The following is a 16,275-nucleotide window of genomic DNA, read 5'->3' as shown; positions in this document are numbered from 1 at the left end:
AATCAGTTGCCGTAAACCGGCAGCTTCTTGCAGATGGCCTTGACCTTCTCACGGACGGCGTCGATCACCGCTTCGTTGTTCAGGTCTGCCAGGATGTCGCAGATCCAGCCGGCCAGTTCCTTGCACTCGGCTTCCTTGAAACCACGGGTGGTCACGGCTGGGGTGCCGAAACGCAGGCCCGAGGTGACGAACGGCGAACGTGGGTCGTTCGGTACCGAGTTCTTGTTCACGGTGATGAAGGCTTTGCCCAGTGCGGCGTCAGCGTCCTTACCGGAGATTTCCTGCTTGATCAGCGACAGCAGGAACAGGTGGTTCTGAGTACCGCCGGAAACCACGTCGAAACCACGCTCGATGAACACGCTGGCCATGGCCTGGGCGTTCTTCACGACCTGCTGCTGGTAAGCCTTGAACTCAGGCTGCAGGGCTTCCTTGAAGCAGATGGCCTTGGCGGCGATGACGTGCTCCAGCGGGCCGCCCTGGGCGCCCGGGAAGACGGCGGAGTTCAGCTTCTTCTCGATGTCGGCGTTGGCACGGGCCAGGATCAGGCCGCCGCGCGGGCCGCGCAGGGTCTTGTGGGTGGTGGTGGTGACCACGTCGGCGAACGGCACCGGGTTCGGGTAGACGCCAGCGGCAACCAGGCCAGCAACGTGGGCCATGTCGACGAACAGGTAGGCACCGACCTTGTCGGCGATGGCGCGGAAGCGTGCGAAGTCCAGCACCTGCGAGTAGGCCGAGAAGCCGGCAACGATCATCTTCGGCTTGTGCTCTACCGCCAGGCGCTCGACTTCGTCGTAGTCGATCAGGCCGTTGCCGTCGATGCCGTACTGGATGGCGTTGTACAGCTTGCCCGAGGAGCTGACCGAAGCACCGTGGGTCAGGTGGCCGCCGTGGGCCAGGCTCATGCCCAGAATGGTGTCACCGGCCGACAGCAGGGCCAGGTAGACGGCGGCGTTGGCCTGGGAGCCAGCGTGCGGCTGGACGTTGGCGTAGTCGGCGCCGAACAGCTCCTTGGCGCGGTCGATGGCCAGTTGCTCGACGACGTCGACGTACTCGCAACCACCGTAGTAGCGCTTGCCCGGATAACCTTCGGCGTACTTGTTGGTCAGCACCGAGCCTTGGGCTTCCATGACTGCCGGGCTGGTGTAGTTTTCCGAAGCGATCAGCTCGATATGCTCTTCCTGGCGCAGGGCTTCTTGCTGCATGGCTTCGAAGAGCTCGGCGTCGTACTTGGCAATGGTCAAATCACGGCTGAACATGGCGGTCCTCAAGGATCGGGGGTGAGTTAGGCGGGCATTCTAACCGATTGATTCGCGGCTGGCATATGAAGTGGCATCAAGTCGCGGACCAATGGGCTTCATGTTGCATCCCGCGCCGTGTCTGGGCTGGGCGGGGGCGAGAGTTGACTCGAAGGTCCGTTTTTTAGGCGCAATTCAGTCGCGGCTCCTAGGGGACCTTGTGAACAGGCAGCGGGCGGGTCAATGGAACATGAACAAGGTCTCGTTGGAGAATTGCGCCTCGAACTGATGCGCCGGCATCGGTCGCCCGAACAGGTAGCCCTGTACCTCGTCGCAACCGTGCTCACGCAGAAACTCCAGCTGCTCGTGGGTTTCGACGCCTTCGGCGATCACCGCCAGGTTGAGGCTGTGGGCCATGGCGATGATCGCCCGGGCAATCTGCGCGTCCTGTTCGCCTTCGGGCAGGCCGTCGACGAAGGTACGGTCGATCTTCAGCACGTCGATGGGGAACTGCTTGAGGTAGTTGAGCGACGAGTAGCCAGTGCCGAAGTCATCGACCGCAATGCTCAGCCCGAGGTTTTTCAGGCTGGCCAGAATTTGCAGCGCCTCGTTCACCTCGCGCATCAGGATACTTTCGGTGAGCTCCAGCTCCAGGCATGCGGGTGGCAAGCCGCTTTCCTCAAGGATGGTGGCAATCCGTGTACCCAGCTGGCCGTCGGAGAACTGCCGCGCCGAGATATTCACCGACACCTTCGGTACCCGCACCTTGGCCTTGTGCCAGGCCTTGAGCTGACGGCTGGCCTCGCGCAGCACCCAGTCGCCGACTTCTACCACCAGGCCCAGCTCTTCGATCACCGGGATGAAATCGCCCGGCGGCACCAGGCCGCGGGTCGGGTGGCGCCAGCGCAGCAGCGCTTCGGCACCGGTCAGGCGCTTGCCGTCGCCGCTGAACTGCGGCTGGTAGTAGAGGATGAACTCGTTCTGCTCCATGGCGTGGCGCAGGTCGCTTTCCAGTTCCAGGCGCTCCAGGGCACTGGCGTTCATCTCGGCCTGGTAGAACTGGAAGTTGTTCTTGCCGCGTTCCTTGGCGTGGTACATGGCGGTGTCGGCGTTCTTCATCAGCTGGCTCAGCTCGCTGCCATCCTGCGGGCTCAGGGCAATGCCGATACTGGCGGTGACGAAGAACTCGCGGTTTTCCAGCACGAACGGCCGCACCAGGCTGCCAAGGATGTTCTCGGCCACATGGATGGCGCGGTTCAAGGCCATTTCGCGGGTGGGGCGTGGTTGCAGCAGCAAGGTGAACTCGTCACCGCCCATGCGCGCCACGGTGTCGTCATCGTCCACGCAGGCCAGCAGGCGCAGGGCCATGTCCTTGAGCATGCGGTCGCCGGCGGCATGGCCAAGGGAGTCGTTGATCGGCTTGAAGCGGTCGAGGTCGAGGAACATCAGCACCACCCAGGCCTTCTGCCGTTCGGCCTGCTGCAGGGCGTTGTACAGGCGGTCCTGAAACAGCGTGCGGTTAGGCAGGTGGGTGAGGGCGTCGTAGTAGGCCAGGCGGTGAATGCGCTGTTCGCTGGCCTTGCGTTCACTGATGTCGGTGAAGAAGCACACGTAGCTGGCCAGGTCGCCTTCGTCGTCCAGTACCGCGGTAATACCGACCCAGGCCGGGTAGTGGTCGCCGTCACGGCGCTTCAGCCACACTTCGCCCTCCCAGCTGCCACGTTGGTGCAGTTGCTTGACCACATAGCGCAGGTGGCTCTCCTGCTGTTCATCGACGGTGAGCATGCCCGGCAACTGGTCGAGGACGTCGCTGACGGCATAGCCACTGACGCGGCTGAACGCCTCGTTGGCCTGGACGATGTAGCCGGCCGGGTCGGTGATGAGAATCGCCGAGGTGGAGTGCTCGAATACCGTCGCGGCCATGCGCAGGTCTTTCTCCGCGCGGCGTTGCTGGCTGATGTCACGGCCCACCCCGAGCACGCCTTCAAACCGTTGGTCGTCGTCCCACACCAGTACCAGGCGCAGCTCGATCGGGATCTTGCGGCCATCGGCGCGCAGGCAGTCGAACAGGAACAGCTGGGTGGGCAACTGGCTGCGCAGTTGCGCCAGTTGGGCCGGATCGCCCATTGCGCTACTGACCCGCTCCATCAGGCTGTAGATGCCGGTGAGCTGGGCCGGGTTGGCGATGATCGACTGCCAGCCGTTGGCGAAGATCCAGTCTGCCTGGTAGCCCAACACGCTCTGCACCGACGGGCTGACATAGTTGAGCTTGAGCAGGCTGTCGGTAGAGAAGATCACGTCGCTGATGCTTTCGGCGAGCATGCGGTAGCGCTGCTCGCTGTCGCGCAGGGACTGGCTGGCCTCGATCTGCACCGTCACATCCTTGCCCACCCCGATGATGCGCGTAACCAGGCCCTCGGCGTCGCGGGTCAGCACCTGCTCGCGGATGTCGTAGCAGCGCCAGCCGCCATCATGGTGGCGGAAACGCAGTTGGCAGTGCAGCGGTTGGTCATGGCCTTCGTCGCGCTGTTGCTGGCGCAGGGCCTGGTAGTGCGCGGCATCTTCAGGGTGCAGCAGCAGCTCCCAGAAGCGGTCGCCCATTTGTGCCAGTTCGGTACGGTCGTAGCCCAGGGTCTGGCCGAGGTGGCGGTTGCTGAAGATCATCCGCTGGCTCAGCACATCCTGCACGTACAACTGGTCGGGGACGGTGCGGACCACGTCCGACCAGAAGCTTTCGCGCTCCAGCAGGGACAGCTCTACCTGCTTGCGGCTGGTGATGTCGCTGATGCTGAGGATCACCGCCTGGTAGTCACGCCGCTGCTGCGGCAGGCGTGCCATCAGCCACAGGTGCAGCTCGCCGCCCAGTGGCGCCGGCAGGCGTACTTCCAGCTCCAGCAGCTGGCGTTGCTCGATCAGGGCGTCGATCAGTTGCATGCCGATGCTTTCGCGGCCGTCGCCAGTGCCGTCGATCAGCCGATGCCAGGCACCTTCATGGCTGTCGATGTTGAGCAGTTGGCGCGCCACCTGGTTGACCTCGGTGATCTTAAGCTCCAGCAGCAGCGAGCGGCGCAGGTTGGTGTCCAGCGCCAGGCTCTGCTTGAGCGCGGCGCGGTTGCGCAGGTGGTAGCGGTCGAGTTGGCCGGGCAGGCTGGAAAGGTCGAGCACGCACAGGGCCACACCGGTGCCTTCGAAGATTTCCTGGTAGCGCCGGCGGTCTTCCTGCAGCGCGCGCTGGCGGCGACGCATGTTGATCAGCGCCAGCACCGGCAGCAGGGCGCAGAACAGCACCAGCATGCATTTGCCGATCAGCGCCGGCAGCAGCTTTTGCTGGGCCAGCTTCGCGTCGAACAGGCCGCGCAGCTGCCAGGTGCTGTTGTCGATAAAGGCCAGCATCACGCTTTGCAGTGGTTCGTTGCTGGTATCGGTTGGCGCGTGGTGCTGCAGCACCTCGCCGCTGCGGCTGTTTTCCAGCAACCACAGCGGGTGCCCATCGCCGTCCAGGTGGGTGGTGAGTTCGCGGTAGTAGTCGGGTGACAGGCGCAGCAACCAGTAGCCGCGGTCCTGTTCAGCGGCCTGGCGCAGCAGCAGGTACAGGGTGCGGTTGTCGGCTGAATTGGTAAAGAAGTACGCACGGCCCTGGTTCAGCGTGAGCAAATCGTCAAGCAACTGGCGGTCGGGGCTGTTTGCCAGGCTGTCGGCGCGCAGTTGCCCGCTGCTGTTCAGCCAGGCCAGGCTTTGCAGGGCGGGCAGCCGCTCGCGCAGGGTAACCAGCAGGCTGGGCAGGGCGGCCGGCGTCGGCGCATTGACGTAGGGCTGCACCACATTCACCGCTTGCTGGGCCTTGAACGCCATGTTCAGGCTCAGGTGGTCAGCCAGTTCCGCGGTCGCGTCCAGGCTTTGTCGACGCAGGTCGGCCTGGGTGTGGTTGAACTGGGCGAGCAGCTGCCACAGCAGCAGGCCCAGCAGGATCAGGGCCAGCATCGCCAGCGCACCCTTGATCGACCCGCGCAAGGTAGAGGCGGGCGCTTGTGGCGCGGAACGCAGTGGCGACGGATGAGTAAGATTGGTCAAGCGTTGATCCTGCGATTGGGCTGGCGATGGCAGGGACGGAGCATGCAGGGTGTGTGCCGTTGTCTGCCTGCCGCACCGCGGTGGCGCACTATAAGGCCGGACACCCGAAACCGGCTAGCATGCCTAGGATTGTGGCAAAGTGCCAGCCATGTTGACCGAAGGTGGCTGCCGGGTGGTTCGGCAAGCCCCTGCAAGCTGTGCGAGAATAGCGCCCGCTATACATGACAACGCATCGGAGATGTTCGCTTTTGGTTACTCACTTTTCCTCCAATGGCCTCGATTCCGCCTGTGGGCGCAGCAGTCAGACCCTTGTCAGCACTGCCGTGACCGAGGACGTATCCTGCAAGTCTTGCCAGCGTTCGCTGAGCAAACCCGAGGCGGCTGCTACCGCCAAACCCAAGGCCCCATCGCTGGCTGAACTGCGCAAGACCGCCAAGGCGGCAGCAGAGCCGGCTGTTGCAGTGGCGGCGGCCAAGCCGGCAGCCAAGGTGATCAGTACTGCACCTGCCAAACCGGCCAAGGCGGCTGAGCAGCAACCTGCCCGCAGCGGCGGCTTCAGCGTGAAGTCTGCCTGGGCCGCGCGCCTGGCCGAGCAGGGCGACCGTTGCCGCTTGCCGCGGGGCAAGGTCAAACAGCGCCACGTGTGAGCCATTTCGGCTGCTGTGCCGGCCCTTTCGCGGCTAAAGCCGCTCCCACAGATACTGCATTGCCCTTGAAGGCAGTGATATCCCTGTGGGAGCGGCTTTAGCCGCGAAGAGGCCGGCACAGGCATCAAAATCCCCCAAGGGACAGCTCCGGTCCCGCCCCACCCTCGACCCCTCCTATGCAACGCCGCGCGTTGGCGTAGAATGGTCGTCTTTGTCCAATGACACTCGAACACACATCCACCCGGCCCCGCTGCCGGGGCGATCGTCGATGTCTTTACCTATCTGATTAGAGGGCTTGGTTTTGGCTCAATACGTCTACACCATGCATCGGCTGAGCAAGGTCGTGCCGCCGAAGCGGGAAATTCTCAAGAACATTTCCCTGTCGTTCTTCCCGGGCGCCAAGATTGGCGTGCTCGGCCTGAACGGCGCCGGTAAATCGACCCTGCTGCGGATCATGGCGGGCGTCGACAAGGAATTCGACGGCGAAGCCCGTCCGATGCCCGACATCAACGTTGGCTACCTGCCACAGGAACCGCAACTGGACCCGACCAAGTCGGTCCGTGAAGTGGTCGAGGAAGCGGTCAGCGTGATCAAGGACGCCCAAGCCCGCCTGGACGAGGTGTACGCGGCCTACGCCGAACCAGATGCCGACTTCGACAAGCTGGCCGCCGAACAGGCCAAGCTGGAAGCCATCCTGCAGGCCGCCGACGGTCACAACCTGGAGCGCCAGCTGGACGTGGCCGCCGACGCCCTGCGCCTGCCGGCCTGGGATGCACGCATCGAACACCTGTCTGGTGGTGAGAAGCGCCGTGTGGCCCTGTGCCGCCTGCTGCTGTCGGCCCCCGACATGCTGCTGCTCGACGAACCGACCAACCACCTGGACGCCGACTCGGTGGCCTGGCTGGAGCGCTTCCTGCACGACTTCCCGGGCACCGTGGTAGCGATTACCCACGACCGTTACTTCCTCGACAACGTCGCTGGCTGGATCCTGGAACTGGACCGCGGCGCCGGCATCCCGTACGAAGGCAACTACTCGGGCTGGCTGGAAGCCAAGTCGGACCGTCTGGCGCAGGAATCCAAGCAGCAGAGCGCCCACGAAAAGGCCATGAAAGAGGAACTGGAGTGGGTGCGCAAAGGCGCCAAGGCCCGCCAGTCCAAATCCAAGGCCCGTCTGCAGCGCTTTGAAGAAATGCAGTCGCAGGAATTCCAGAAACGCAGCGAAACCAACGAGATCTACATCCCGGCCGGTCCGCGCCTGGGCGACAAGGTCATCGAGTTCAAGAACGTCACCAAGGGCTACGGTGACCGCGTGCTGATCGACAACCTGTCGTTCGCCATGCCGAAAGGCGCCATCGTAGGCGTGATCGGCGGTAACGGTGCCGGTAAGTCGACCCTGTTCCGTATGCTGATGGGCAAGGAACAGCCGGATTCGGGCAGCATCGAGATCGGTGAAACCGTGCAACTGGCCTGCGTCGACCAGAGTCGCGAGGACCTGGACGGTGGCAAGACCGTGTTCCAGCAGGTTTCCGACGGTTCCGACATGATCCGCATCGGCAACTATGAGATCCCGTCGCGTACCTACGTTGGCCGTTTCAACTTCAAGGGTGGTGACCAGCAGAAGTTCGTCAAGGACCTGTCCGGTGGTGAGCGTGGCCGCCTGCACCTGGCCCTGACCCTGAAGGAGGGCGGTAACGTCCTGCTGCTCGACGAACCGTCCAACGACCTCGACGTCGAAACCCTGCGTTCGCTGGAAGAAGCCTTGCTGGACTTCCCGGGCGCCGCGATCGTGATTTCCCACGACCGTTGGTTCCTGGACCGTGTAGCGACCCACATCCTGGCGTACGAAGACGACTCCAACGTGGTGTTCTTCGAAGGCAACTACACCGAGTACGAAGCCGACCGCAAGAAGCGCCTGGGCGATGCTGCTGCCCAACCGCACCGGGTACGGCACAAGAAGCTGGCCCAGTAAGCTGGCTTTATGATGCACAAGAATGGGGCCCTATGTGGCCCCATTTTTGTGCTTGGCTAACCCGCAAACCCTGCTTATCAGGCACTGCATTTGTATACACTTATATAAAACGCACCAAATAATTTCAAAAAAACGACATCTCGCCCTATTCCAGTGCGATTGCTTCTTGGTACATTCCCGAAAAAACCAATAAGTCCAAACCCTTCGGTGAGATGTCTACCATGATCGAATCTGTCGACCATTTCCTTGCGCGTCTGCAACAGCGCGATCCAGGCCAACCCGAATTCCACCAGGCGGTGGAAGAGGTGTTGCGTACCCTGTGGCCATTCCTTGAAGCCAACCCCCGTTACCTGCAGTCCGGCATTCTCGAACGCATGGTCGAGCCGGAGCGCGCGCTGCTGTTCCGTGTGTCCTGGGTCGATGACCAGGGCAAGGTGCAGGTCAACCGCGGTTACCGCATCCAGATGAACAGCGCCATTGGCCCCTACAAGGGCGGCCTGCGCTTCCATCCGTCGGTGAACCTCAGTGTGCTGAAGTTCCTGGCCTTCGAGCAGGTGTTCAAGAACTCCCTGACTTCGCTGCCCATGGGCGGCGGCAAAGGCGGCTCGGACTTCGACCCGAAAGGCAAGAGCGACGCCGAAGTGATGCGCTTCTGCCAGGCGTTCATGAGCGAGCTGTACCGCCATATTGGCGCCGACTGCGACGTGCCGGCCGGTGACATTGGCGTGGGTGCCCGCGAAATCGGCTTCATGTTCGGCCAGTACAAGCGCCTGGCCAACCAGTTCACTTCGGTACTGACCGGCAAGGGCATGACCTACGGTGGCAGCCTGATCCGCCCGGAAGCAACCGGTTACGGCTGCGTGTACTTCGCCGAAGAAATGCTCAAGCGCCAGGACAAGCGTATCGATGGCCGCCGTGTGGCGGTGTCCGGCTCGGGCAACGTTGCCCAGTATGCGGCGCGCAAGGTCATGGACCTGGGGGGCAAGGTGATCTCGCTGTCCGATTCCGAAGGCACCCTGTACGCCGAAGCTGGCTTGACCGACGCCCAGTGGGACGCGCTGATGGAACTGAAGAACGTCAAGCGTGGGCGTATCAGCGAGCTGGCCGAGCAGTTCGGCCTGGAGTTCCGCAAGGGCCAGACCCCGTGGAGCCTGCCGTGCGATATCGCACTGCCTTGCGCCACGCAGAACGAGTTGGGCGCCGAAGACGCCCGCACCTTGCTGCGTAACGGCTGCATCTGCGTGGCCGAGGGCGCCAACATGCCGACTACCCTGGAAGCCGTGGACATCTTCCTGGACGCCGGCATCCTGTACGCGCCGGGTAAAGCCTCCAACGCCGGTGGCGTGGCCGTATCGGGCCTGGAAATGTCGCAGAACGCCATGCGCCTGCTGTGGACTGCCGGTGAAGTGGACAGCAAGCTGCACAACATCATGCAGTCGATTCACCATGCGTGCGTGCACTACGGTGAAGAGGCCGATGGCCGCGTCAACTACGTCAAGGGTGCGAACATCGCTGGCTTCGTGAAAGTGGCTGACGCGATGCTGGCTCAGGGCGTGGTCTGATTTGAGACCCTGAGGGCCGCTTTGCGGCCCTCAACCCTCACCCAAAATCTCAACCACCTCTATCACCTGTTCGCCTAGCGGTCGCCGCCAGAGCACCTCATCCCCCGGCGCGGCCCCAAGCAACGCCCGCCCCAAGGGCGAACCCCAGTTGATCAACCCCTGCCCGGCATCCGCCTCATCCTCGCCCACCAGCCGCACCACCTGCTCCTGGTCATGGGCATCGGCAAACCGCACCCGGCTACCAATCTGTACCTTGCTATGCGAAGTCGCCGCCGGTACCACTTGAGCGCTTTGCACCCGCGCGTTGAAGTAGCGCAGATCTCGCTCGGTATCGGCCAGCCGTTGCTTGTCACCCCGTTCGCCCTGCGCCTGCAGTTCGCTGCGCAAGGCATTCAGCTCGGCCACACGGGTTTGCAGCTGGCGCAGGCCGCTGGCCGTCACATAGTTGGGTTGGTCACTGACGCGCCGCTCGACCGGTTGGTCGGCCTGGGCGGCGGCCTGGTCTTCGTTGACGAATGCTCGGCTCATGCAGGGCCTCCTTGTGCAAGGGACCATCATGGCAGGCCACTGGTTTAAAGGAATGTCCGTTTGCGACTCAGTTGTGGCGATAAGCCTTGGCCGCGCCACGGTCCTTTTCCTGTTCCCAGTCGCGGTCGCGCTGGTCCCAGAAGCGCTCGTGGTACTGGCGCTGTTCTTCGCTGTTCTGCATGGCCTGGCACTGGCGGAAGCCATCGTCCCAGCCGGTTTCGTACTGGCGCTCGTGCAGATAGCGCGGTACGTTTTTGCGAAAATTGCCCACCATCAGCCCGGCCGCCTGGCGGCCACTGCTGCAGCCGTCCTGGAAGCCATCCGCATAGGCGGGAGGGTAACCGTTGTTGACCATCTGCTCGTGGGTGGTTTCGCAACCTGAAAGCAACACCGCAATGCACACGCCGAACCAGTACCGCGACATAGCCACAAAGCCCTCCAGTTGATGGTGGAAAGTCTAGGTGGCGATTTGTCGGATAGGTGTCAAAACAGTGTCAAAGAGTTGGTTCAGTCACACTGCTTTGCCAGCCTGACTGGCCAATTCGCGGGCTTGCCCGCGAGAGGCCCCAAAGCGGCCTCAGTAGTGATACCACTTCAGCTCCAGCATCACCTCGTTTTGCGCCGTGGCCAGGTGGCTGAATTCCCGCGAGGCACTCAGCCGCAACCCCAGGTTCTGGCTGATCTCCCACTGCTGGTTCAGGCTCACACTGCGCCGCACCTCGCCGTTGGTGAAATAGTCACCCTTGGCCTCCAGCGTCATGTTGCCCAGCCCGTTGCGCCACAGCAGCCCGCCATTGAACCCCGCCGCCGGGGCAATGAACTCGGCGAAGTCGTTGTGGTGCTCGACCCGCACCGTGCCCAAGGCAAAGCCCAGCAAGCCATCGGCCAATTGCCAGGTACCCCCGGCGCCGCCATTCACATGGCTTACCAGGACTTCGTCATCATGCTTGCCCGGCACCCGTTCCAGACCGCCAGCCACTTGCCAGGACCACGGCTTGAGCAGCTCGTTACGGGGTGTCAGTGAACGGATGGTGGCTAAATCCAGGCGTTGTATCTGCCAGTCGTTGCCTTCGTATTGGCGCACCTTCAACTGCAGGATTTCGATCTGCGCGCCCAGCGGGAAGCCATAGGCATTGTCGTTCAGGTCGTGGTAGGCCATGCGCAGGCCGTACTCGGCGTAGGCACGGTCTTCGCGGGTGCCCACGCCCAGCTGCCAGGTGCGCGAATCATGGCCGTCCTCAGGCAGGCCGGGGCGCTCTATCTGCAGCGGCGGGGGCGGGTTGCTGTTGATCGCCCGCAGCAGCTCGAAGCTGCGCTTGGCTTGCCCGGGGTCGCGTTCCTGGCCATTGGCACGGTAGCGCTCCAGGCGATACGCAGCGTCCTGTACCAGCGCCTGGCGTTCGCGGGGCAAGGCTTTGAAGTCGGGGCTTTGCAATTGCGTGGTGTCGGCGCTGACGGCCAGCACCTGGCGCTTTTCGTCATGGTCGAGTGGCTCGGCGCGGGCCAGCAGTTCACGTTCGCGCGAGGGGCGGTAGGTTTCGCTGGCGACCATGCCGGACTGTTTCACGGCTTTCACCGTATCGGTTGGGATGGCGGTCAGCGGGAACTGCGAGGTCAGGTCCAGGCTCGGCCGGGCGACCTGCAGCAGCTCCAGCAGGCGGTACGAGCAGTTTTCGTCGAAAAAGAAGTAGTCGAACTGGATCTGCTTCAGCTCCCACACGTGTTCGACCATGCGCCCGGTTTCTGCCGGGGTAAGGTCCAGCTGGTATTCCCACAGGTCGCGGTTTTCCAGGCTGCGGTATTCGGAGAGTTTTTCCTGGTAGGGCATCAGCGCGAACAGCCCCGGGTAGCCGCCCATCAGGCCCTTCCAGGCATACAGGATGCTGTTGTCGCTGCCTTCGATGTAGGCACCGAAGTTGATTGCGTAGCTCAGTAGCGTGGTGTCGTCGCTGCGGGTGTTGGACTGGTCGATGCGCAGCAGGGTGTGGCCGAACATCGACGATGGGCTGTTCAGGTAGGCCGCCGGGAAGATCAACGCGGCGCTGTGCGGGTCGATCGACTTGTACCAGGTCTTGAACTCCTGGCAGTCCGGTTGCGGCAAGTCTTGCAGGTTCAACTGCTCGCGCAGCCAGCGGGTGCGCGCCGGGAATACGCATTGGGCATGCTTGTCGCCGAGGCTGGCCGGGGCATACAGCGCATCGACCGTCGCTTGCAGCTCTTGGTCGGGGTGGTGGGCGCCATCCTCGGCCAGGAAGAACGCGTCATCGTCCACATAGCTGCGCCAGCCGCCAAGCTTGGCGGTTTCGTAATGGCCCAGGGCGATCCAGTAGGGGGTGTTGGCCAGTTGCTGGAGACGGCCTTGATCCAGCACGGGTGCGGCATGAACAGGGGCGCAGGCACACAGCGCCAGGGCAGCGAGGCGTTTGAGCATATCGGGCAACTACTTCTAAACGATGCCGAAAAAGGCGAAACCCGCCCCGTGGTGGGGCGGGAGCAGCAGTGCTTAGGCCTCGGTAGCGTATTTGGCCAGGCGTGGGTCGCTCTTCAGAACGGCCAGGGTGTTGCTGTGGACAGTTTCGGCAGTGACGTCGGCACTGCTGAAGATCTGGTTGAAGTGCTGGTGGGTGACCGAGTTGAAGTAACCACGGTCTTCCGGAGCTACGCCGAGGACCACGGCATAGGTGGTCAGTGCTTCGCCCTGGCCCATGGCCATGTCTTCGGACAGTTCGTTCATCATGCCATTCATGGCGAACCAGGACTTGCCGCCGTAGGTCAGCGAAGCCTTGGTCGAGCAGCCGTTGGTGCCGGAGGTCATGCCGAAGGTGGCGTTACCAGAGGTGCCGTTGGTGGTGGAAGCCAGGAAGTGTGCCGGCGTGCCGCGCTGGCCTTCGAACAGCATGTTGCCCCAGCCGCAGTTCGGGCCGCCTGGCGCTTCAGCCATGGCGTTGAGCGAGACTACGGTGAACAGAGTACCCAGAAGAATCCGTTTCATAGCATTTGTTCTCTTTGTCTTAACCAAGGGTCAGGGTTTCTGGCAACTCGGTTGCCAGGTCGGGGAAGCATTTCACCCACCCGCGCAGCTTGGAGTTTAGGCACGATCTAAAGGTTGCGTTGTTGATTGCGAAAAATTTGCTGTGACATCACCTGCGTTGGCTGCGACCTGCTGCGATATAAAGTCCCGTGGAGCCTTGCAAGGCGCGCGCGGGCAGCGCCAGAATGCTGCGTATCTGCCCCGCCGAAGTAAGGAAACCCAATGCCCGATCCTGTCGCTGCGCGCCTGCGTCTCGCGCCTGAAGCCCTGACCCGGCGTTTCTCGCCCGAGCAGTTTGCCTTTACCAATACCGACGATCTGGAGCCGTTTCGCGGAGTCCTGGGCCAAGAACGTGCTGTGGAGGCCCTGCAGTTCGGCGTGGCAATGCCGCGCCCCGGTTACAACGTGTATGTGATGGGCGAGCCGGGCACCGGCCGCTTCTCGTTCGTCAAACGGTACCTCAAGGCCGAGGGCAAGCGTCAGCAGACCCCGGCCGACTGGGTCTACGTCAACCACTTCGACGACACGCGCGAACCGCGTGCACTGGAATTGCCTTCGGGCAGCGCCGCCGAGTTCATCACCGACATGGGGGGCTTGATCGACAACCTGCTGTCGACCTTCCCGGCGGTGTTCGAGCACCCCTCCTACCAGCAGAAGAAGGGCGCCATCGATCGCGCCTTCAACCAGCGCTACGACCGCGCCCTGGATGTGATCGAGCGTGCGTCGCTCGAGAAGGACGTGGCGTTGTACCGCGACTCCAGCAACGTCGCCTTCACCCCGATGGCCGACGGCAAGGCGCTGGATGAGGCCGAGTTCGCCCAGTTGCCGGAAGAGGTGCGCGAGCAGTTCCACGAGGACATCGCCCAGCTTGAGGAGCAGCTGAACGAAGAACTGGCCAGCCTGCCGCAATGGAAGCGCGAATCGAACAACCAGCTGCGCCAGCTCAACGAAGAAACCATTACCCTGGCCCTGCAACCGCTGCTGGCGCCGTTGTCGGAAAAGTACGCCGAGAACGCGGCAGTCTGTGCTTACCTGCAATCGCTGCAACTGAACCTGCTGCGCACCGTGGTCGAACAACTGGTCGATGACAGCAAGACTGACGCCGTCGCCCGCAAGTTGCTTGAAGAGCAGTACGCCCCCAGCCTGGTCGTCGGCCATCACGCGGATGGCGGCGCACCGGTGGTGTTCGAGCCGCACCCGACCTACGACAACCTGTTCGGCCGTATCGAATACAGCACCGACCAAGGCGCGCTGTACACCTCGTATCGCCAGTTGCGCCCGGGCGCGCTGCACCGGGCCAATGGCGGCTTCCTGATTCTTGAAGCCGAGAAGATGCTGGGCGAGCCGTTTGTATGGGATGCGCTCAAGCGTGCGTTGCAGTCGCGCAAGCTGAAGATGGAGTCGCCGATTGGTGAGCTGGGCCGGGTCGCCACCGTCAGCCTGCAGCCGCAGATGATCCCGCTCAACGTCAAGCTGGTGATCATCGGCTCGCGCCAGCTGTACTACGCACTGCAGGACCATGACTCGGACTTCCAGGAGATGTTCCGCGTGCTGGTCGACTTCGACGAAGACATGCCGATGGTCGACGAAAACCTCGAGCAGTTCGCCCAACTGTTGCGCACCCGTACCAACGAGGAGGGCATGGCGCCGCTGACCAGCGATGCGGTTGCACGCCTGGCCACCTTCAGCGCTCGCCTGGCCGAAAACCAGTCGCGGTTGTCGGCGCGCATCGGCGACCTGTTCCAGTTGGTCAGCGAAGCCGATTTCATCCGCCAACTGGCCAGTGACGAAATGACCGACGCCGGCCACATCGAGCGTGCGCTGAAGGCCAAGGCCACCCGCACCGGGCGGGTGTCCCAGCGGGTGCTGGACGACATGCTCGCCGGCATCATCCTGATCGACACAGAAGGGGCTGCGATTGGTAAGTGCAACGGCCTGACCGTGCTGGAGGTGGGTGATTCGGCATTCGGCATGCCCGCGCGGATATCGGCCACCGTATACCCGGGCGGCAGCGGCATCGTCGACATCGAGCGCGAGGTCAACCTTGGCCAGCCGATCCACTCCAAGGGGGTGATGATCCTCACCGGTTACCTGGGCAGCCGCTACGCACAGGAGTTCCCGCTGGCCATTTCCGCGAGCATTGCCCTGGAACAGTCCTACGGCTACGTGGACGGTGACAGCGCCTCGCTGGGTGAAGCCTGCACGCTGATCTCGGCACTGTCGCGCACGCCACTCAAACAGTGCTTTGCCATCACGGGCTCGATCAACCAGTTTGGTGAAGTGCAGGCGGTGGGTGGGGTCAACGAAAAGATCGAGGGCTTCTTCCGCCTGTGCGAGGCACGTGGCCTGACCGGCGAGCAGGGGGTGATCATCCCGCGGGCCAACGTCGCCACCCTGATGCTCGACGAGCGCGTACTGCAAGCGGTGGAGAACGGCATGTTCCACGTCTACGCGGTCAGCCAGGCCGACGAGGCCCTGAGCCTGCTGGTGGGCGAGGAGGCCGGGGGGCTGGATGACAAGGGCCAGTTCGCCGAGGGCAGCGTCAACGCCCGGGTGGTGGAGCGGCTGCGTGAAATCGCCGAAATGATCAGTGAGGAAGACATCGAGAAGGCGGAAAAGGAGCGCCTTGAAGACATGATTGCCCAGGCCAAACCGGCTTGAGTCAATAAACCGGCGCTGGCGGCGATGTGCTACCGTTCAGCGCCGGTTTTCCATCTTTCTGTACTGTTCTTCTATGCTGGAACTTAAGGACGGTACAGCGTTCAGGATGGAAACAGCCTGAGGGTTTCGGGCTGAACAAGGCTCATTGGAGGGGACGCGGCCATGCGCAACCTCAGCCTCACACGCCAGTGCCTGGGCCTGGTGACCCGTATCGAATGCAGCATCCGCCCGCTGGCCGGAGACAACGGCATGTGGACGTTGCTGTTCGCCGCCGGCATGGCCGGTGAACAACCCTCCGCGATCAAGGCACAGGGGCCGTTTCATGGGCCGCTGGTGGCTGAGTCGGTGCTCAATGCCATTGTCGACAGCCTGACCCTGCATGGGTACCAGGTGGCCGAGGACCCGCAGATCTGGTGTTTGCATTTGCAGGCGCAGTTGCGGCGGATCAATGGCGAGCGGTGTCGCAACCTGGGGGATTACCAGTTTCACCCTGAGACCTGAAGATTGCCGGGGCTGCTCCGCAGCCCCCGGGCTTTTGCTGTAACAGGTGGCTGGCTATACTCGCCGTCGT

The 16,275-nt window shown here is 62.9% G+C and carries 11 protein-coding genes; 5 read left to right on the top strand and 6 right to left on the bottom strand.

Annotated features, from left to right (window positions below; translation table 11 throughout):
- Positions 1-2 precede the first annotated feature (2 nt).
- Both glyA and OO258_RS02030 read right to left on the bottom strand, forming a co-directional pair.
- Positions 3-1,256, bottom strand: coding sequence for a serine hydroxymethyltransferase (gene glyA, locus OO258_RS02035; protein WP_003247505.1), 1,254 nt, complete (start codon positions 1,254-1,256; stop codon positions 3-5).
- Positions 1,257-1,475: 219 nt separating this feature from the next.
- On the bottom strand, positions 1,476-5,306 hold the full coding sequence (locus OO258_RS02030; protein ID WP_266028685.1) for an EAL and GGDEF domain-containing protein: 3,831 nt from the start codon (positions 5,304-5,306) through the stop codon (positions 1,476-1,478).
- Positions 5,307-5,554: 248 nt separating this feature from the next.
- Here OO258_RS02030 and OO258_RS02025 point away from each other — a divergent pair, with 248 nt between their 5' ends.
- The 3 genes from OO258_RS02025 to gdhA all read left to right on the top strand — a co-directional run bounded on the left by OO258_RS02025 (position 5,555) and on the right by gdhA (position 9,484).
- A complete protein-coding gene (locus OO258_RS02025) occupies positions 5,555-5,953 on the top strand; it encodes a hypothetical protein (RefSeq protein WP_266028684.1) in 399 nt (132 codons plus the stop codon).
- 301 nt (positions 5,954-6,254) lie between these two features.
- The gene (gene ettA, locus OO258_RS02020; protein WP_110746852.1) at positions 6,255-7,922 is read left to right on the top strand and encodes an energy-dependent translational throttle protein EttA; all 1,668 of its coding nucleotides are present in this window, start codon (positions 6,255-6,257) and stop codon (positions 7,920-7,922) included.
- A 221-nt stretch (positions 7,923-8,143) separates the two neighbouring features.
- Positions 8,144-9,484: an NADP-specific glutamate dehydrogenase gene (gdhA, locus tag OO258_RS02015; RefSeq protein WP_266028681.1), complete on the top strand. Its 1,341-nt coding sequence runs from the start codon at positions 8,144-8,146 to the stop codon at positions 9,482-9,484.
- A gap of 30 nt (positions 9,485-9,514) precedes the next feature.
- Here the strand turns inward: gdhA and OO258_RS02010 are convergent, their stop codons facing one another.
- From OO258_RS02010 to OO258_RS01995, 4 genes are all read right to left on the bottom strand, one after another.
- Complete coding sequence (locus OO258_RS02010) at positions 9,515-10,012, bottom strand: GreA/GreB family elongation factor (RefSeq protein WP_110746856.1); 498 nt, start codon at positions 10,010-10,012, stop codon at positions 9,515-9,517.
- Between the two features lie 67 nt (positions 10,013-10,079).
- Positions 10,080-10,436 (bottom strand): hypothetical protein, encoded by a 357-nt coding sequence (locus tag OO258_RS02005; RefSeq protein ID WP_110746858.1) that lies wholly within the window; start codon positions 10,434-10,436, stop codon positions 10,080-10,082.
- Positions 10,437-10,589: 153 nt separating this feature from the next.
- A complete protein-coding gene (locus OO258_RS02000) occupies positions 10,590-12,443 on the bottom strand; it encodes a DUF4105 domain-containing protein (RefSeq protein WP_266028680.1) in 1,854 nt (617 codons plus the stop codon).
- Between the two features lie 72 nt (positions 12,444-12,515).
- A complete protein-coding gene (locus OO258_RS01995; RefSeq protein ID WP_012270426.1) occupies positions 12,516-13,004 on the bottom strand; it encodes a DUF3015 domain-containing protein in 489 nt (162 codons plus the stop codon).
- 261 nt (positions 13,005-13,265) lie between these two features.
- Here OO258_RS01995 and OO258_RS01990 point away from each other — a divergent pair, with 261 nt between their 5' ends.
- Positions 13,266-15,704, top strand: coding sequence for a Lon protease family protein (locus OO258_RS01990; protein ID WP_110746862.1), 2,439 nt, complete (start codon positions 13,266-13,268; stop codon positions 15,702-15,704).
- A gap of 162 nt (positions 15,705-15,866) precedes the next feature.
- Positions 15,867-16,205, top strand: coding sequence for a hypothetical protein (locus OO258_RS01985; protein ID WP_003247487.1), 339 nt, complete (start codon positions 15,867-15,869; stop codon positions 16,203-16,205).
- The last annotated feature ends 70 nt before the right edge of the window (positions 16,206-16,275 follow it).

This window comes from Pseudomonas sp. DCB_BI (assembly GCF_026240995.1).
Classification (GTDB): domain Bacteria; phylum Pseudomonadota; class Gammaproteobacteria; order Pseudomonadales; family Pseudomonadaceae; genus Aquipseudomonas.
This window is presented reverse-complemented; position numbering and strand designations above follow the sequence as displayed.